Annotated in this window: 20 protein-coding genes; 10 read left to right on the top strand and 10 right to left on the bottom strand. The window is 66.0% G+C overall.

The window, feature by feature from the left end; all coding sequences use genetic code 11:
* Nucleotides 1–11 precede the first annotated feature (11 nt).
* Genes tatA through G6N42_RS07195 form a run of 3 tightly spaced genes read right to left on the bottom strand, consistent with a single transcriptional unit; the run spans nt 12 to nt 2,292 of the window.
* Nucleotides 12–293, bottom strand: coding sequence for a Sec-independent protein translocase subunit TatA (gene tatA / locus G6N42_RS07205; protein WP_163727873.1), 282 nt, complete (start codon nt 291–293; stop codon nt 12–14).
* Nucleotides 294–322: 29 nt separating this feature from the next.
* Complete coding sequence (locus tag G6N42_RS07200) at nt 323–1,291, bottom strand: helix-turn-helix transcriptional regulator (protein WP_163727870.1); 969 nt, start codon at nt 1,289–1,291, stop codon at nt 323–325.
* Complete coding sequence (locus G6N42_RS07195) at nt 1,288–2,292, bottom strand: helix-turn-helix transcriptional regulator (protein ID WP_163727868.1); 1,005 nt, start codon at nt 2,290–2,292, stop codon at nt 1,288–1,290. The genes G6N42_RS07200 and G6N42_RS07195 overlap by 4 nt, the downstream gene beginning before the upstream one ends.
* Before the next feature lie 22 nt (nt 2,293–2,314).
* On the opposite strand from G6N42_RS07195, the gene G6N42_RS07190 reads away from it, so the two are divergent.
* Entirely contained in the window at nt 2,315–2,905 is a 591-nt protein-coding gene (locus G6N42_RS07190) for a class I SAM-dependent methyltransferase (RefSeq protein ID WP_163727865.1), read from the top strand.
* Here G6N42_RS07190 and pafA read toward each other — a convergent pair.
* Complete coding sequence (gene pafA / locus G6N42_RS07185) at nt 2,898–4,256, bottom strand: Pup--protein ligase (protein ID WP_174262030.1); 1,359 nt, start codon at nt 4,254–4,256, stop codon at nt 2,898–2,900. The genes G6N42_RS07190 and pafA overlap by 8 nt on opposite strands.
* A gap of 152 nt (nt 4,257–4,408) precedes the next feature.
* On the opposite strand from pafA, the gene G6N42_RS07180 reads away from it, so the two are divergent.
* Nucleotides 4,409–6,010: an alpha/beta hydrolase gene (locus G6N42_RS07180; RefSeq protein WP_163727863.1), complete on the top strand. Its 1,602-nt coding sequence runs from the start codon at nt 4,409–4,411 to the stop codon at nt 6,008–6,010.
* A gap of 48 nt (nt 6,011–6,058) precedes the next feature.
* Nucleotides 6,059–6,943 carry an alpha/beta fold hydrolase gene (locus G6N42_RS07175; RefSeq protein ID WP_163727861.1) on the top strand — a complete coding sequence of 295 codons (885 nt, stop codon included), beginning with the start codon at nt 6,059–6,061 and terminating at the stop codon, nt 6,941–6,943.
* Nucleotides 6,944–6,946: 3 nt separating this feature from the next.
* Here G6N42_RS07175 and prcA read toward each other — a convergent pair whose 3' ends face one another.
* The 4 genes from prcA to dop all read right to left on the bottom strand — a co-directional run bounded on the left by prcA (nt 6,947) and on the right by dop (nt 10,363).
* Complete coding sequence (prcA, locus tag G6N42_RS07170) at nt 6,947–7,678, bottom strand: proteasome subunit alpha (protein ID WP_163727858.1); 732 nt, start codon at nt 7,676–7,678, stop codon at nt 6,947–6,949.
* Nucleotides 7,675–8,571, bottom strand: a complete 897-nt coding sequence (prcB, locus tag G6N42_RS07165) for a proteasome subunit beta (RefSeq protein WP_163727855.1) — start codon at nt 8,569–8,571, stop codon at nt 7,675–7,677. Before prcB ends, prcA begins: the two co-directional genes overlap by 4 nt.
* On the bottom strand, nt 8,568–8,762 hold the full coding sequence (locus G6N42_RS07160) for a ubiquitin-like protein Pup (RefSeq protein ID WP_014213325.1): 195 nt from the start codon (nt 8,760–8,762) through the stop codon (nt 8,568–8,570). The genes prcB and G6N42_RS07160 overlap by 4 nt, the downstream gene beginning before the upstream one ends.
* Nucleotides 8,763–8,866: 104 nt before the next feature.
* Nucleotides 8,867–10,363, bottom strand: coding sequence for a pup deamidase/depupylase (gene dop, locus G6N42_RS07155; RefSeq protein ID WP_163727853.1), 1,497 nt, complete (start codon nt 10,361–10,363; stop codon nt 8,867–8,869).
* 39 nt (nt 10,364–10,402) lie between these two features.
* Between dop and G6N42_RS07150 the strand changes: the two genes are divergently transcribed.
* The 3 genes from G6N42_RS07150 to G6N42_RS07140 are packed head-to-tail and all read left to right on the top strand — an operon-like array spanning nt 10,403 to nt 12,899.
* A complete protein-coding gene (locus G6N42_RS07150) occupies nt 10,403–10,576 on the top strand; it encodes a hypothetical protein (protein WP_163724386.1) in 174 nt (57 codons plus the stop codon).
* A complete protein-coding gene (locus G6N42_RS07145; protein WP_163727850.1) occupies nt 10,569–11,714 on the top strand; it encodes a hypothetical protein in 1,146 nt (381 codons plus the stop codon). Before G6N42_RS07150 ends, G6N42_RS07145 begins: the two co-directional genes overlap by 8 nt.
* 30 nt (nt 11,715–11,744) lie before the next feature.
* The gene (locus G6N42_RS07140) at nt 11,745–12,899 is read left to right on the top strand and encodes a hypothetical protein (RefSeq protein ID WP_163727849.1); all 1,155 of its coding nucleotides are present in this window, start codon (nt 11,745–11,747) and stop codon (nt 12,897–12,899) included.
* Here the strand turns inward: G6N42_RS07140 and G6N42_RS07135 are convergent.
* Nucleotides 12,896–13,528, bottom strand: a complete 633-nt coding sequence (locus tag G6N42_RS07135) for a hypothetical protein (protein ID WP_174262029.1) — start codon at nt 13,526–13,528, stop codon at nt 12,896–12,898. The two genes, G6N42_RS07140 and G6N42_RS07135, sit on opposite strands and share 4 nt — an antisense overlap.
* A 199-nt stretch (nt 13,529–13,727) precedes the next feature.
* On the opposite strand from G6N42_RS07135, the gene G6N42_RS07130 reads away from it, so the two are divergent.
* Nucleotides 13,728–14,012 carry a DUF732 domain-containing protein gene (locus G6N42_RS07130; RefSeq protein ID WP_163727847.1) on the top strand — a complete coding sequence of 95 codons (285 nt, stop codon included), beginning with the start codon at nt 13,728–13,730 and terminating at the stop codon, nt 14,010–14,012.
* 30 nt (nt 14,013–14,042) lie between these two features.
* On the opposite strand, the gene arc is transcribed toward G6N42_RS07130, so the two are convergent.
* The gene (gene arc, locus G6N42_RS07125; RefSeq protein WP_163727845.1) at nt 14,043–15,875 is read right to left on the bottom strand and encodes a proteasome ATPase; all 1,833 of its coding nucleotides are present in this window, start codon (nt 15,873–15,875) and stop codon (nt 14,043–14,045) included.
* A 146-nt stretch (nt 15,876–16,021) separates the two neighbouring features.
* Here arc and G6N42_RS07120 point away from each other — a divergent pair, with 146 nt between their 5' ends.
* From G6N42_RS07120 to G6N42_RS07110, 3 genes are read left to right on the top strand one after another with little or no spacing between them, the layout of a single operon-like run.
* Nucleotides 16,022–16,513 carry an MTB12 family secreted protein gene (locus G6N42_RS07120; RefSeq protein ID WP_163727842.1) on the top strand — a complete coding sequence of 164 codons (492 nt, stop codon included), beginning with the start codon at nt 16,022–16,024 and terminating at the stop codon, nt 16,511–16,513.
* Nucleotides 16,514–16,541: 28 nt separating this feature from the next.
* A complete protein-coding gene (gene lppK / locus G6N42_RS07115; RefSeq protein WP_163727840.1) occupies nt 16,542–17,087 on the top strand; it encodes a lipoprotein LppK in 546 nt (181 codons plus the stop codon).
* Nucleotides 17,088–17,097: 10 nt separating this feature from the next.
* Complete coding sequence (locus G6N42_RS07110) at nt 17,098–17,394, top strand: DUF503 domain-containing protein (protein WP_163727838.1); 297 nt, start codon at nt 17,098–17,100, stop codon at nt 17,392–17,394.
* Nucleotides 17,395–17,412 lie beyond the last annotated feature (18 nt).

Raw genomic sequence — 17,412 nt, 5'->3', positions numbered from 1 at the left:
GTCTGCGTCGGTCAGGCCGGCCGTTGGTCCGGTGGCGCGGTCTCCGGGGCCGGCGTAGCGGCGGAGTCGGCGCGTTCCGAGGCGATCGGGGTCGCAGCCGGAGCCGCCCGGCCGGCGACATCCGATGACGGCGTGTCCGGCTTGGAGTCGGACTGCATCTCCTTGATCTCGGACTTGAAGATGCGCATCGATTTGCCGAGCGAACGCGCCGCGTCCGGGAGCTTCTTGGCACCGAAGAGCAGGACGAACACGGCGATGACGATCAGCCAATGCCAGGGTTGTAGACCACCCAATTTGGTTACCTCCAGACGACGACGACAGTCTACCCGGCGTCCGCATAGGCGCTCAGCGCCGCGGCGGCGGATTCCCGAACCCGCTGGGCCAACGACTGGGGTTCTGAGACCCGCACCGCCGAACCGAAGCCGAGCACAAACCGGGTCATCCAGTCCTCGGAGGCGTAGGTCATCGCGGCCTCACATGCGCCGTCGGGCAGTTCCCGGATCTCCCGCAGCGGGTAGTAGTCGAACATCCAGGATGCCGATCGCTCGATCAGCAGCGTGGCCGACGGCAGCGATGGGTCGGCGTCGAACAGCGACGTGTCGGGTCCGGCCTGCACGGCGGGCGGTGGCGGCGCCGACGGTTCGTCGAGGACGCGCGCGTCGACGATGCGGTCGAAACGGAACAACCGGACGCCCTCGGCAGAACGGCACCACGCCTCCAGATAGCTGTGGTCGGCGACCAGCACGACGCGGATAGGGTCGACGATGCGACTGGACAGCACATCGTGCGATGCCGAGTAGTACTCGATCGCGAGCGCGCGTCCGTCGCGCGTCGCTGCCCGCACTGCGGCGGCCGCCTCACTCTCGATGGGAGCAGGCTCGTCGACGGCCGCCACTGGCGTACCTTCGCCGTGCCCGACCACACCCGCGGCCGATTCGATCTTCGCGATGGCGCTGCGGGCGGCCTCGGGATCCACCATGCCGGGCACATCGGCGAGCGCACGCAACGCCACCAGGACGCCCGTCGCCTCGGGCGATGTCAGCCGAAGTGGATGATCGATACCGGCGCTGAATGTGACTTCGATTGTGTCGCCGGAGAATTCAAAGTCGATCAGGTCGCCCGGCCCGTAACCGGGCAGCCCGCACATCCATAATTGGTTCAGGTCGTCACGCAATTGCTTGACGCTGACGCCGAGGTCGGATGCCGCTTCGGCGTAGGTGATCCGCGGATTGGCCTGGAAATACGGGACCATGTTCAGCAGCCGCACCAGCCGCGTCGAAATGGCGGTCATGCGCGCACCTCGTTCGCCTGTTCTGCTTGGGCACGCAGCCGGTTCATCACGTCGGCCCGCAGCGCTTCGGGTTCCAGGGCGACCGCGTCGGGCCCGTAGCTCGCGACCTCTCGGGCCAATCGGTCGATCATCCCGATGTCCAGCTGGATCTCCTCACCGGTCCGGCCGCCGATGGTGCGCGGTCCGATGACCGTGGCGCGGCGTCGTAACGCGGTGGCGCGCCCGTCTGCGACCCATACCTTCGCCTGACCGGCCGCGGGCCACTCGCCCACCGCACGTTCGACGGTTTCGCGCAGATCGACCCCCTGGGGGCGCTTCACCGCACCTTGCGGGCCGATCGGCGTCACCTCGGCGCCGATGCGGGACAGCCGGAACGTGCGCGTGTCGTCACGGTCGCGATCGTGTCCCACCAGGTACCAACGTCCCCTGTTGGTGATGACGCCCCACGGCTCGACGGTTCGCGTGACGTAAGGGTCGCTGCGGGTAGGCCGGTGTGGGAACTGCACTGCCTGCCCGGAATCGATGGCGGACAACAGGATTCCCAGCACCTCTTCCGAACCGCGCATGCTCGGCAACGCTCCGGTCGAGGTGATCGCGATAGCGACGTCGTCGGCCTCGATGTCGGTACCCGCGGCCCTCAGCTTGAGCAGTGCGCCCTGCGTCGCGGTGATGAGCTCCGGAGACTCCCACAGCTGCGTGGCCACGGCGACGGCCGCGGCCTCGTCGGCGGTCAACTCGACGGCGGGCAACGCGTACGCCTCGCGGTTGATGCGATACCCCTCGGTCGGATCGAACTGCGATACCCGGCCCGTCTCCAACGGGATGCCCAGATCGCGAAGCTCGTTCTTGTCGCGTTCGAACATGCGGGAGAACGCCTCGTCGCTCGCGCTGTCGGAGTAACCGGACACCGTTTCGCGGATTCGCTCGGCGGTGATGAAGGTGCGTGTCGACAGCAGGGCGATGACGAGGTTCATCAACCGTTCGACTTTGGAAATTGCCACTCGTATGAGCTTAGGGTGAGTTGTGAGCAGTCGTTGGCAGGACACCGACGCGCCCCGCGGCGACGCCTACGACGCGAGGTGGCGTCAGCTGGCCGCCGCAGGTCAGAGTGTCCACGGCGAGGCCGATCTCGTCGAGTCGCTGCTCCGCGAGACGGGTGGACGTCGCGTGCTCGATGCGGGGTGCGGGACCGGCCGGGTGGCGATCGAGCTCGCGGCCCGCGGATTCTCGGTGACCGGCATGGACCTCGACGAGGCCATGCTCGCCGCGGCCCGCGCCAAGGCACCTGACCTGCGGTGGATCCTGGCCGATCTGAGCGAAGCCAGCGCGCATCTGGACTCGGAGTTCGACGTCGTCGTGCTGGCGGGCAACGTGATGATCTTCGTCGCCCGCGGAACCGAGGCGACGGTCATCTCCCAGCTCGCATCGCATCTGGCGCCCGGCGGTTTGTTCGTCGCGGGATTCCAGCTCACCACAGGCCGGCTGACCCTCGAGCACTACGACACGGCCTGCGCCGCCGCGGGCCTGGAGTTGGTCGATCGCTGGGCGACCTGGGATCGCGAACCGTTCGACGGCGGCGACTATGCGGTGTCGCTGCACCGCCGCCTCACATAGAGGCGATCAACCGCTTGACGCGTTCGTCGACCGACCGGAACGGGTCCTTGCACAGCACGGTGCGCTGCGCCTGATCGTTCAGCTTGAGGTGGACCCAGTCGACGGTGAAATCGCGACCCGCCTCCTGTGCGGCGTAGATGAACTCGCCGCGCAGCTTGGCCCTGGTGGTCTGGGGCGGGGTGTTCACCGCGGCCTCGATTTCCTCGTCCGTGGTGATCCGCGCGGCCAGCCCCTTGCGCTGCAGCAGGTCGAACACACCCCTGCCCCGCTTGATGTCGTGGTAGGCCAGGTCCAGCTGGCTGATCTTCGGGTCGGACAGTTCCATGTTGTAGCGGTCCTGGTAGCGCTGGAACAGCTTGCGCTTGATGACCCAGTCGATCTCGGTGTCGACCTTGGCGAAGTCCTGGCTCTCCACGGCATCGAGCTGCCGGCCCCACAGGTCGACCACCTGCTGGATCTGAGTGTTGGGCTCGCGGCTCTCCAGATACTCGACCGCGCGGGCGTAGTACTCGCGCTGGATGTCGAGGGCGCTGGCCTGCCTGCCACCCGCCAGCCGGACGGGCCGCCGGCCGGTGAGGTCATGGCTGACCTCGCGGATCGCCCGTATGGGGTTGTCCAGCGAGAAGTCGCGGAATGCGACGCCGGCCTCGATCATCTCGAGCACCAGCGACGCCGTACCCACCTTGAGCATGGTGGTCGACTCGCACATGTTGGAGTCGCCGACGATGACGTGCAGCCTGCGGTATTTCTCGGCGTCGGCGTGCGGCTCGTCGCGGGTGTTGATGATCGGCCGGGACCGCGTCGTCGCCGAGGAGACGCCTTCCCAGATGTGCTCGGCACGCTGGGACAGACAGAACGTCGCCGCCTTCGGCGTCTGCAGCACCTTGCCCGCGCCGCAGATCAGCTGGCGGGTCACCAGGAACGGCAACAGCACGTCGGAGATGCGGGAGAACTCGCCGGCACGCACGATCAGGTAGTTCTCGTGGCAGCCGTACGAGTTGCCCGCCGAGTCGGTGTTGTTCTTGAACAGGTAGATGTCGCCGCCGATGCCCTCGTCGGCCAGTCGCTGCTCGGCGTCGATCAGCAGGTCTTCCAGCACGCGCTCACCGGCGCGGTCATGGGTGACCAGTTGGACGAGGCTGTCGCATTCGGCGGTGGCGTACTCAGGATGAGAGCCCACATCGAGATAGAGCCGGGCGCCGTTGCGCAGAAATACGTTGGAGCTGCGGCCCCACGACACCACGCGCCGGAAAAGGTACCGGGCGACCTCGTCGGGGCTGAGCCGACGGTGGCCGTGGAACGTGCAGGTGACACCGAACTCGGTCTCGATGCCCATGATTCGTCGCTGCACCTGTTCGAGACTACTGGTTGCTGGTCGGACGCGGAGTGCTGCCGCGCCGAACAAAGCTGTTGACGGTGCCGTTGGTTTGGGAGAGGCGCAGCGGGGCTCCGCCCCTGTGGATAACTCGGGCGCCGCTGGGGTCCGATCTGTCAGCATGAGGCATGGGGGGCAGAACGCGTCCGACTGTGTCCGATGCGCAAGCGTGGCAACCGAACTCGCTGCGTGAGGCCGCAGCCAGCTGGCAGGCCGCGGTGACCGATGTGCACGCCGGTGTCGACGGCGTGATCCAGGGGGTCGTCGGCGCGCAGCAGGTGTGGACGGGCTCGGCGGCCGAGGCCGCCCGTGACGAAGCCCTCACGGTGGGGCGGGCCTCCGATGCGCTGGCCCGGGCGATGGTGCTCGCCGCGATTGCGGCCCATGACGCTGCCGAGCAGATCGCGATCGCCCGCTCCGCAGTGCTGGATCTGGTGGGGATCGCCGAGTCCGCAGGCTTCGCGGTGTCCGACGACGGCACGGTATCCGTCCACGACGCGCCGTCATCGTTGCTGATCGCACTGTCGGGCGGGAACGCGGGGGTGGCCGACGACCTGCTCCTCGTCCGGGCTCAAGAGCTGACCCGGCACCTGGTCGACGCGCTCGACCGGCTCGGGGCGGCGGACGCGGATGCCGCCCGCGACATCGAGGAGGCGCTCGCCACCCCGGTTTCGGTGCCCCCCGCGACAATGCCCGCCGCGGCTGCGGCCGGCGACGTCGTGGCCGGCTGGCCCGTGATGGGTCAGGATCGGATCGCTGACCAGATCGCGGCCATGACGCCCGAACAGCGGGACAGGCTCGTCGCCGACTTCCCTCGCCAGGTCGGCAATACGGACGGGGTGCCCTGGGGCATGCGCATCGCGGCGAATCGCACCAACATCGCCCAGGCGATCCTTGACGAACCCGATCCGCACCGCGCCGCCTTCTACCGCACGCTGCTCGGTGAGGTCGACGATCCGGCAGGCGGCGGGCGTCGCGTCGACCGGCAGATCGTGGCGTTCGACCCGGCGAGAGCCTCGCTCGTGGAGCTCACCGGCGATCTGGCGTCGGCCCGCAGCGTCGCGGTGCTGATTCCAGGCATGAACACGACGATCGAGGGGTCGGCCGCAAACACGGCGACGGCCCGCCGCTTTGTCGCTGCCGGCGGTGGCGATGTGGCGGTCCTGACGTACCTGGGTGGACCGTTTCCCCGCGGCAATCTCGTTTCGGGTGTCGTAGACGCCGCCAGCCCGCGATACGCGCTGGACATGGCACCTCGGCTGGTGGCGTTCAGCGAGGACGTCGACCGCACCGTCGACACGCAGGCGGCGGGCCGTGCGCCCGTGCCGGTCACCTACATCGGCCACTCCTACGGCGGCTCGATCCTGGGCACCGCCGAAGCGTTGGGCCTCACCGCCGACCAGACGATGTATGTCGCGGCCGCGGGCGCGGGTGTCGGAGTTCAGGATCCGAGTGAATGGCACAACCGTAATCCCGACGTGGTGCGCTACTCGATGACAGCGCCAGGTGACTTCATCCAGGTCGTGCAGGGCCTGCCGCGTGGTCCGCACGGCGCCGACCCGGATGAGATGCCGGGCGTAATCCATTTGGCGACAGGCTATTACGACGACGGCCGACTCATGGCCGGAATCGATGCGCATTCCGATGTGCTGAATGCGCCTTCTGACTCCTGGCGCAACATCCTGGCGGTGATCACCGGCGACCGTGAGCGAATCCAGATGACCGGTTAACGGTGGCAAAACCAGCCATTACCGTCGAACGACGGCCAGAATGGGCCGATGTCGTCGCGCAGCGCCCCGGTGGACGGTTTCCGGCTCGCATTTGACCGATTCGGCGTCAAGGGCGCGCCGCCGGTGGTGTTGCTGCACGGCTGGCCCGGCAACCGCCACGACTATCGACGGGTCACGTCGCTGCTGTCCGGGGCCACCGATGTCGTCGTCCCCGACCTGCGCGGATTCGGCGGATCCGACAAGCACGCCGTCGCCGTCCGCCACTTCTACAGCGCCACCGCGCAAGCGGCCAGCATCATCGGTCTCATCAAAGAACTCGGGCTTTCCCAGGTGGTGCTCGCGGGATATGGCGTCGGCAGCCGGGTCGCCCAGAGCGTCGCCCGGATGGAACCCGACCTGGTGTCGGCGTTGGTGCTCTCTCCCCCACTGCCCGGTGCCGGTGACCGGGTGCTGACCGCCCGGGCGCAGAGCGAGTTCTGGTATCAAGGGTTCCACCAACTGCCGCTCGCCGCGCAGCTGATCGATGGCAATCCCGACGCCGTCAGGGAATATCTTCGGCACTTCTGGTCGCATTGGTCCGCACCGAATTTCGTTGTCCCCGAGGATGATCTGGAGCGGTTGGTATCCGACTATGCGCTGCCCGGAGCATTCACCGCGTCCATCGCGTGGTACCGCGCCGGCGCGGGAATGATCGCCCAGTCACTCTCCGAATTGCCGCCGGATCGCGCCATAAAGATACATGTGCCCACCGATGTGCTGTGGCCCCAGCATGATCCGCTGTTCCCGCGTGAGTGGTCCGACCGCCTCGACTCCTACTTCAGCGATGTGGAGCTGCATTTCGCGTTCGATGCCGGGCATTTCACGCCACTCGAATGTCCCGACCAATTCGCCGAGCTCGTCCTCATTCGGGCGCGCCCGAGCGACGCCGCGTGAGGACTACGTCGCCTCCGGTTCGCCTTCCCCGGCGTCCGCTACGGGCAACAGCGCCTCCAGCGCCGAGCCGGTGATCCGCCGGAAGGCGCGACGCGGCCGGTTCACATCCAGGACGGCGACCTCGAGGGTCGCTGCCCCTAGCGTGCGCGGCTCACCGTTGCCGCCGGCCTTCAACGCCTCGATCGCGATCTTCGCGGCGTCCGAAAGGCCGGCGTTTTCGGTGTAGGACTCGTTGAGCTTCTCGGCGATCGGTTCGGTGGTGCCGCCCATGACCACGAAATGCGGTTCGTCGGCGATCGACCCGTCGTAGGTGATCCGGTACAGCTCAGGCGCTTTCGTTTCACCGAAATGTGCCACCTCGGCCACGCAGAGCTCGACTTCGTACGGCTTGGCCTGCTCGGTGAAGATCGTGCCGAGCGTCTGGGCGTATACGTTGGCCAGCTGACGTCCGGTGACATCGCGGCGGGCGTAGGCGTAGCCCCGAGTGTCGGCGTACTGAATTCCGCCGCGGCGCAGATTGTCGAACTCGTTGAACCGACCGACGGCCGCGAAGCCGACGCGGTCGTACAGCTCGCTGACCTTCTGCAGTGAGCGCGACGGGTTCTCGGCAACGAACAGGACACCGTCGGCGTACGCCAGTACGACCACGCTGCGTCCGCGGGAAATACCTTTGCGCGCGAGCTCCGAGCGCTCGCGCATCGCCTGCTCGGGCGAGATGAAATACGGAAAGCTCACGACTCTCCCCGGGCGTCCGTGGATCGATGCGTCGCATCCGGGCCGAATGTGTCTGCTCTGGAACGACTTTCGATGATCTGTCGGGCAAACTGCGCGATGCGCTCCTCCGGAACCTCTTCGGCTCCGTCCGCGCCGATGACAACCGCGGTCGGGTAGATGCCGCGCACCAGATCCGGCCCGCCCGTCGCGGAGTCGTCGTCAGCGGCGTCGTAGAGCGCTTCGACGGCGACCCGAAGTGCGGAGTCGGCGTCGGAGACCTGTGCATAGAGCTTCTTCATCGACGACTTGGCGAAGATCGAACCCGAGCCCACCGACTGGTAACCCTCGTCTTCGAAGTTCCAGCCGCCCGCCGCGTCGAACGACACGATGCGGCCCGCCGCCACCGGATTGGGGTCGTCCAGGTCGTAGCCAGCGAGCAACGGCAGCGCGACGAAGCCCTGAAGTGCCGCACCGAGATTGCCCCGGACCATGGTGGCCAACCGGTTCACCTTGCCTGCGAACGTCAGTGCGACGCCCTCGAGCTTTTCGTAGTGCTCGAGTTCGACGGCGTACAGCCGAGCGAATTCCACCGCGATGGCCGCGGTGCCTGCGATGCCCGTCGCGGTGTAGTCGTCGGTGATATAGACCTTCTGCACGTCGCGACCCGCGATCATGTTGCCCTGCGTCGAACGGCGGTCACCCGCCATCACCACGCCGCCCGGGTACTTCAACGCCACGATCGTCGTACCGTGCGGAACCGCATCCGTCGGCACGACGCCGTGCTTGTTCACCGGAAGCAATTCGGGTGCCTGGCGCCGTAGCAGCTCAGAGAAGGACGACAGGTCCACGGGAACGGACGGCACGCCTGGGAGTGGGGAGGGAAAGGCCAGCTGTTCGCGATTCGGCCAGGTCACTGGCCACCCTTCTGGACGTACGCGCGAACGAAGTCCTCAGCGTTCTCTTCCAGCACGTCATCGATCTCGTCAAGCAGGTCATCGGTCTCTTCGGCGAGCTTCTCGCGACGCTCCTGGCCTGCGCCTGCGCTACCGGTGGGGTCGTCGTCATCGCCGCCGCCGCCACCACGCTTCGTCTGCTCCTGCGCCATCGCCGCCTCCTGCGTATGTCTGCGGCGGGCCTATAGCAGCCCGCCGTGACTCCACCCTACCGGTCAACGCACAGGATGCCGTGGATAGTGCGCCACCTCGAGGCTCAGTTGGTGAGCTGTTCCACCAGTTCGACAGCGCTGTCCACGGAATCGAGCAGGGCGCCGACGTGGGCCTTGCTGCCGCGTAGCGGCTCGAGGGTGGGAATCCGGACGAGCGAATCTCCGCCGAGGTCGAAGATCACCGAGTCCCAGCTGGCCGCGGCGATGTCCGCGCCGAACCGCCGAAGACATTCGCCACGGAAGTATGCCCGCGTGTCGGTGGGTGGGTTGTCCACGGCGTCGATCACCTGCTGTTCGGTGACCAGTCGCTTCATCGACCCGCGTGCGACGAGCCGGTTGTACAGGCCTTTGTCCAGCCGGACGTCGGAGTACTGCAGGTCGACCAGGTGCAGACGCGGTGCCGACCAGCCGAGGTTCTCCCGGTTGCGGAAGCCTTCCAGCAGCCGCAGCTTGGCAGGCCAGTCCAGGATCTCCGCGCACTCCATCGGGTCGCGCTCCAACAGGTCGAGCACGTCGGCCCACGTTTCGACGACATGCGCGGCACGCGGGTCGGGGTCGCGACTGTCCACCAGTTTGGCCACCCGGTCCAGATAGATCCGTTGCAGCGCAAGGGCAGTCAGCTCACGGCCGTCGGCGAGTGCGACCGTGGCCCGCAACGACGGGTCGCGGCTGACGACGTGGACGGCGTGCACGGGACGGGCCAAGGCCAGATCGGTGAGGTCCATGCCCTCTTCGATCAGGTCCAGCACCAGCGCGGTGGTGCCGAGCTTGAGATAGGTCGACGTCTCGGACAGGTTGGCGTCGCCGATGATGACGTGGAGCCTGCGGTATTTGTCGGCGTCGGCGTGCGGTTCATCGCGGGTGTTGATGATGCCGCGCTTGAGCGTCGTCTCGAGCCCGACCTCGACCTCGATGTAGTCGGAGCGCTGTGACAGCTGGAAGCCCGGCTCGTCACCCGACGGCCCGATTCCGACGCGGCCCGATCCCGTCACCACCTGACGCGACACCAGGAACGGCGTCAACCCGGCAATGACCGCCGAGAACGGCGTTTGACGGCTCATGAGGTAGTTCTCGTGGGACCCGTAGGAGGCGCCCTTGTTGTCGATGTTGTTCTTGTAAAGCTGCAGCTTGGCGGCTCCTGGCACGCTCGCGACGTGGCGCGCTGCGGCCTCCATCACCCGCTCGCCGGCCTTGTCCCAGATCACCGCGTCCAGCGGGTCGGTGCACTCCGGCGCGGAGTACTCCGGATGTGCGTGGTCGACGTACAGTCGGGCGCCGTTGGTAAGGATCATGTTGGCCGCGCCGACCTCGTCGGCGTCCACCACCGGCGGCGGACCTGCTGACCGGCTCAGATCGAACCCGCGGGCATCGCGAAGGGGCGATTCGACCTCGTAGTCCCAGCGCGTACGTTTGGCTCGCTGAATGCCCGCGGCCGCCGCGTACGCCAGCACCGCTTGGGTGGAGGTCAATATCGGATTCGCGGTGGGATCGGACGGCGACGAGATGCCGTACTCGACCTCTGTTCCGATAATCCGTTGCATCTGCCCAGCCTAGGGGACGGACCGAAGTAGCCTGCGACCGTGCCGTCTGACAGGGACGCCTCCGCCGCTGAGCACTACGCGACCGAGAGTCCGTTCACCGCCACGCTGATCTCGATGATGTCCATCGCCGTCGGCGTGCAGACCGGACTGTTGTTGTGGCGGGCGGCGATCCAGTTGACCGACAACCCGCAGCGGCGGGTGCTCCATGATTGACGTTCAACAACGGCGGGCGGCGGACGCCTGGTTCCTCGACCGCGGGCTGCCCGCGGTGTTGCGACCAGGACGGCTGGTGCGCCGCCTCTGGCCGCGATCGGCGCCGGCGCTGGCGGCATTCGCGGTGTTCATGGTCAATTCCGCCGTCGTCGTCGAGGTGACCGGTAAGCACACGATCGACATCGAGGGTGGGCCGACCCGCACCGAGTGGTTCGTACTGGGATTGGTCGTCCTCGTTCTGCCCATTGCGTCGCTGGTGGGCTGGCTGGTGTCCAGGATCTCCACCGTGCGGGGCCGCGCCGTCGCGGCGACCGCCGCGCTGGTGTTTGGGATTGCGGGCGGCATCATCGGCGGTCCGAGCCCCCGGGTGCTGGCAGATCTGATCTTCGAAGCGGTGGTGGTCGCCACCATCTTGGCGATGACCGCGACCGGCCTTGGATCCATTCTGTCGTGGACCGCGCGCAAGACCTTGTCCCACCTGGCCGCGGTGGGCACGCTGATGATTCGCGCGCTGCCGGTGTTGCTTCTGACGTTTCTGGTGTTCTTCAATTCGCCGGTGTGGCTGATGGCGGCCAGCATCTCGCGCAGCCGGTTGTGGCTGGCCTTGATGTTCCTCTCGCTGATCGCCGCGGCCTTCGTGGTGGCCGTCACCATCGACCGTTTCCGGCCGGTGATAGAGGCTCCGGATGCTGCTGCCGATCGTGGTGCGGAACTGGCCGACACTCCCTTTTCGGCGATGCCGGATCCGTCCGGGACGCAGACCCTCAATCGCGCCGAACGGCTCAATGTGATGTTTGTGCTTGCGGTTTCGCAACTCGCCCACATCTTCGTCGTTGCCATCGTCACGGCGTTGATCTTCCTGATTCTCGGTCTGATCCTGCTGTCGCCTGAGTTGCTGTCGGCGTGGACCCGCGGTGAGGGGTCGAGCGATGGAACATTCCTCGGGATGACGATCCCGGTGCCCCAGTCGTTGATTCAGGTCACGATGTTCCTCGGCGCGCTGACATTCATGTACGTCAGCGCAAAATCCGCGGGCGACGGCGAATACCGAAAGCAGTTCCTCGATCCGCTGAGCGACGAACTCAGGCTCACCTTGGTGGCCCGCAGCCGCTACCGGGCGGCAGTTCCGGCGCGCTGACGCCTACTCAGCCGCGGTTTCCCGCACAATATGCGCGTGTCCGACATGCGGGGCGTCCACGAATGGTTTCTCCATCGCGGGCTGCCGTTGGTCTTGACGCGGCGGGTCCGGTCGCGCGCGCTGATTGACCGGTCGGCCCCGATGGTCAGCGGTATCGGCGCGCTGATCGCGCTGACGATGACGCTGACCGAGCTGACCGATGGCGACCCCGACTACGGCTACGCGATCCGGCTCGGCGTTCTCACCCTGGCCTTGATCGCCGCCCCGTTTGCGCTCTACCTGCTGCACCGCTCCGGTACCACGCGCGGCGAGGCGGGCCGCAGGACGGCTGCCCTGCTCGTGATGGCTCTGTTCGTGCTCGGACTGCCGTTCGCCGACAGCGGCTTCTCCGGGATCGCCATGGCCGAGATCGTCGGATTCGCGTTCGTTGCGGTGCTTGCGATCTGGCTGACCTACATCGGCATCGGTTCAATTGCGCTGTGGGCGTTCAGGTTCGCATGGTTACAGGTGGGCGCGCTCGGCACGTTGATGAGCCGTGCGCTGCCGCTTCTGATGCTGACGGTGGTGGTGTATTTCACCGGTGAGCTGTGGCAGCTGGCGGCCCGGATGACTCGCGAAAGGCTCTGGCAGACCATCGGATTCCTTGCCGTCGTGGCGATCCTGTTCATGGTGGCGACCATCCGCGACGAAGTGAAGGCGTTGCGTGAAGACCGAGCCGGACAAAGAGACCCGGCCAAACTGCTGGAAGGGACGCCGCTCGAGACCTCCGATGGCCACGCGCCCCCGCGCACCGCGCTGTCGTTCGCCGAGCAGGTCAATGTCGTTGCGGTGATGGTGGTGGCACAGGCGATCCAGGTGGTGCTCTTCACGACGGGCCTGTTTGTGTTCTTCGTGGCGCTCGGGATCGTCGCGGTGCCCGACGACGTCGCGGTGCTGTGGTCTGCCGAGGAGTCGTGCCCGGTCGGCGAACCACCCTGCGCGGGAACGTGGTTCGGTGTTCATGTGCCGGTGGCACAAACCATCGTGCACGTCTCGCTGTTTGTCGCGGTGCTGTCGGGCCTGTACTTCACCGTCAGCACCAGCGTCGACCCGATCTACCGGGAGCGTTTCTTCGACCCGCTGATTTCCGACGTGGCGGTGAGCCTGGCAGGCCGCGACGCCTATCTCGCGATGGACACAGGCTAGGACTGCGCCTGAAGCGAATAACTGTTCGCCAGGTCGTCCTGCGTCACGCTGGCGTCGGAGTTCGTGGTGTCGACACGGAGGGTTGATGTGGGTGTGCGCGCTTCGTAGCGCCAGCCGTCCGGCAGCGACAGGCGATTGGCAAGACCCGGCAGATCGGCTAGCGCCAAGTTGGGGTCGACGGTCTGGCTGAACGTCTGCATCACCCAGCGCCTGCCGTCGGGATCGATGAGTTCATAGATCTCGCGACCTGCATCGAACGTGAACAGTGCCTTTCGGTCGACCCGGTTCGGCTGGTAGGGCGCGGGATTCATCGACGAAAGTTTCACAGTCGCCTGTCGGAGCATCTCGAGCCCGCCGAAGCTTTTGTGTTCCAAGTCATTTCGATCACGCTTGCCGATGCTACTCATCAGCCAATAACGAGGTCCGTTGAGAAGCGCGGCGACCGCGTCGTTTTCCGCCGCGATGGCGGTGGCGTCCAACTTGTCCCACAGTTCGGCCGGACAGTCGTTGAGCGGAAATGTGTTGTACACGGTGGCCTCGGGCCCCGAATCGCCGTTCCGGACCAGTAACACCTCGCCGTAGCGCTTCCCGAATACGTCGCCTATCAGCGTGACACCGTCGTCAGACATACCGCGAAATTACCCAGGTATCGGGCGTTCGCGCAGGTCAATTGTGGTTATCGCAATAAAGGGACGATAACAACACAATAAATTGACGGTAACGACTATTTCGCCATAAACTCCGCCAATGCAACGTGCCGAGTGATCGCCCTGATCGCACCCGGGTTCGGAAAACGCTGCGCAACAAAAGGGTGAAGGGAATTCGACTATGAAGAAGCTCGTAGTCTCGTCAATTGGAGCGTTGGCACTTGGCCTCGCCCTCGCGGCACCGGCCTACGCGGATGACGCAGCCTTTTTCGACGCAGTCCAGGCGGGCGGTATAGAACCCAACGACGCGGCCCTGCAGATGGGCCAGGCGGTATGCAACGAGATCGCAGCGGGCATCCCGGAGGGCACCACGGTGGTCTCGATCTACACGAACACCAGCAACGACATCACCGCGGAGCACGCACAGGTGCTCTACGACGCGGCCGCCGCCAACCTCTGCGAATAGTCCGAGACGTGTTGATCTGGGCCAGTGCAGTTACAGGTACTGGCCCAGATTCGACTCGGTATCGATCGCGCGTGAAGCGCTCGACGACTTGCCGGTGACCAGCGTGCGGATGTAAACGATCCGCTCGCCCTTCTTGCCCGAAATCCGTGCCCAGTCATCAGGATTGGTGGTGTTGGGCAGGTCTTCGTTCTCGGCGAATTCGTCGACGATCGAGTCGAGCAGATGCTGTATGCGGAGACCAGGCTGCCCCGTCTCCAGCACCGACTTGATCGCGTTCTTCTTCGCCCGGTCGACCACGTTCTGGATCATGGCGCCAGAGTTGAAGTCCTTGAAGTACATGACTTCCTTGTCACCGTTGGCGTAGGTGACTTCGAGGAACCGGTTGTCGTCGATCTCGGCGTACATCCGGTCGACGACCTTCTCGATCATCGCCTTCAGGCATGCCGCTCGGTCGCCACCGAACTCGGCGAGATCATCGGCGTGGACGGGAAGTTCCTCGACCAGATACTTCGAGAAGATGTCCTGTGCCGCTTCGGCGTCTGGGCGCTCGATCTTGATCTTCACATCCAAACGGCCGGGCCGCAGGATCGCGGGATCGATCATGTCCTCACGGTTCGAGGCACCGATGACGATCACGTTCTCCAGACCCTCGACACCATCGATCTCCGATAGCAGCTGCGGGACAACCGTGGTCTCCACATCGGAGCTCACACCGGTGCCGCGGGTACGGAAGATCGAGTCCATCTCGTCGAAGAACACGATCACCGGCGTGCCTTCGGACGCCTTTTCCCGAGCCCGCTGGAAGATCAACCGGATATGACGTTCGGTCTCGCCGACGAACTTGTTCAGCAGCTCGGGGCCCTTGATGTTGAGGAAGTACGACTTCGCCTCGCGGGCGTCGTCGCCGCGAACCTCGGCCATCTTCTTCGCCAGCGAGTTCGCCACCGCTTTGGCGATCAGCGTCTTACCGCAGCCCGGAGGGCCGTACAGCAGCACACCCTTCGGGGGCCGCAGCGAGTACTCGCGATAGAGCTCCTTGTGCAGGAACGGCAGCTCGACGGCGTCGCGGATCTGCTCGATCTGCCGGCCCAGACCGCCGATGTCGTTGTAGCTCACATCGGGGACCTCTTCGAGGACCAGATCCTCGACTTCGGCCTTGGGGATGCGCTCGAACGCATACCCGGCTTTGGTGTCGACCAGCAGTGAGTCGCCCGGCCGCAGCCTGCGCGGACGGTCGTCGTCACCGTCTTCGGCTTCTGGTTCGTCGGGCAGGAACTCGGCGGCGACCAGCGGCTCAGCCAACCAGACGATGCGCTCCTCGTCCGCATGTCCCACCACGAGCGCGCGGTGCCCGTCGGCAAGGATCTCGCGCAGGGTGCTGATCTCACCGACGGCTTCGAAGTGGCCGGCCTCGACCACAGTCAGCGCCTCGTTGAGGCGAACCGTCTGACCCTGCTTGAGGGTCTCGATGTCGATGTTCGGCGAGCACGTCAGCCGCATCTTGCGGCCCGAGGTGAAGACGTCCACCGTCTCGTCGTCCTGGACCGACAGCAGCACACCGTATCCGCTGGGCGGCTGACCCAGTCGGTCGACTTCCTCACGTAGCGCGAGCAATTGCTGCCGCGCTTCCTTGAGGGTTTCCATCAGCTTGGCGTTTCGGGCGGCAAGGGAGTCGATCCGGGCTTCGAGTTGGTGCACATCGCGCGCGCTGCGCAAACCGCTTTGCGGTCCTACGGCACTCTCGAGCTGCTCGCGTAGCAGGGCGGCCTCGCGGCGCAGCTCTTCGAGTTCGGCTGCCTCATCGCTGGACATGCCGGACTCATGGGGTGTCCCAAATCCTTCAGAACGCTCGGACTCGCTCATATTGCGCTCCTCCCCGCACCCGATGTTGGTGCAGTAACAACTTCAAAGCTACCGGCGATTCAGCCTTTGTGTGCGCTCTAGCAATTCGACACACCAGCGTCACTTGTTAACCTCATTCCTGAGTTGGGCCCATCGAAAGGACAAACGTGACCCTGAAAGCCCTCGTTAGCGGCGCGGCAGCAGCCGCCGTCATCGCCGGTGCCGCGGTAGGTGTGACTTCCATTGCATCCTCGGATGCGATGACCTCACCTCGCGTGGCGCCGGTCGTGTGGGACATCCCGCTGCCGCAACAGCCTCAGTCTGACGTGCAGGGCCCGCTGCTTGCGACGCTTCAGGCGCTCGGGGCTCCCGGTCTCTCCGCGTCCAAGGCGCCGTACATCCAGGGCGGCATCGGCCGGATCGAAGGCCGCGTCGCCGACAACAAGTTGCGCGAGGCGCAGGCCGAAGGCAAGTTCCCACTTTCGTTCAGCCTGGCCAATATCGTTCCGAGCGGTCCCGGCTTCACCGCCGACGTGACGGCAACGGCCGCCAACGGCGGCGTCGCGAGCCAGAACATCACGTTCGTTCCCGGACCCAGCCCCACCGGCTGGCAGATGTCCAAGCAGTCGCTCATGGCGTTGATGTCGGCTGTCGGCTAGACATTCAACGCACCGCACAACCGGTGCCGTGATCCTGAGCGCCGCCGCAATTGCGGCGGCGCTCGGGCTTGGCGCATGTAGCGCGGACACCGAGCAGAAACACCCGGAGGCGGCGACGGCGACATCGGCGACCGCGCCCCCCGTTCAGGAGCCGCCCGGCCCGCCCGGTGCGCCGCTGCCGCCGCCGGAAGCGCTTTCCGATGTGATGAACCGCATAGCAGATGCAAACATCCCGGGCGCGGAAAAGGACGGGCTGATCGAGTCCGGCACGCAGGCTGACGCGACCGCGATGGACAAGTTCGGACAGGCGCTGATCCAGAACGGCTACGCACCGGCCACGTTCGAGGCTCGAGATCTGCGCTGGGTCCAGGATCCGCCCGGCACGGTGTCGGCTCTCATCAGCCTCAAGACCGGCAATCCGCAAGCCGGCGACTTCAGCTTCCCGATGGAGTTCGTCTTCGTCGACAATTCGTGGCAGCTGACCCGTAGGACCGCTGACGAGCTGCTGCAACCGGGCGAGAGTGCGGGGCCCCAGACACCCAGCGGGCCTGCGCCTCCGTCGCCCCCGCGCTAGGAACCGGCGGATGTGGATCGGCTCGCTCGAATTCGACCTCCTGCTCGGGGATGTGCACTCGCTCAAGCAGAAGCGGTCGGTCATCCGTCCGCTCATCGCCGAACTGCACCGCCGGTTCGCGGTGTCGGCTGCGGAAACCGGCTCGATGGACCTGCATCGCCGTGCAGGCGTGGGCATCGCGATGGTGTCGGCCGATCGCAGCCATGTCGTCGAGGTGCTCGACGCCGCCGAGCGGCTCGTGGCGGCACGCCCCGAGGTGGAGCTGCTCTCGGCGCGGCGGGATCTGCGTCGCAGTACCGACGACTAGGCACTCGTCCGAGCCGAC

The organism is Mycobacterium gallinarum (assembly GCF_010726765.1).
Classification (GTDB): domain Bacteria; phylum Actinomycetota; class Actinomycetes; order Mycobacteriales; family Mycobacteriaceae; genus Mycobacterium; species Mycobacterium gallinarum.
This window is presented reverse-complemented; position numbering and strand designations above follow the sequence as displayed.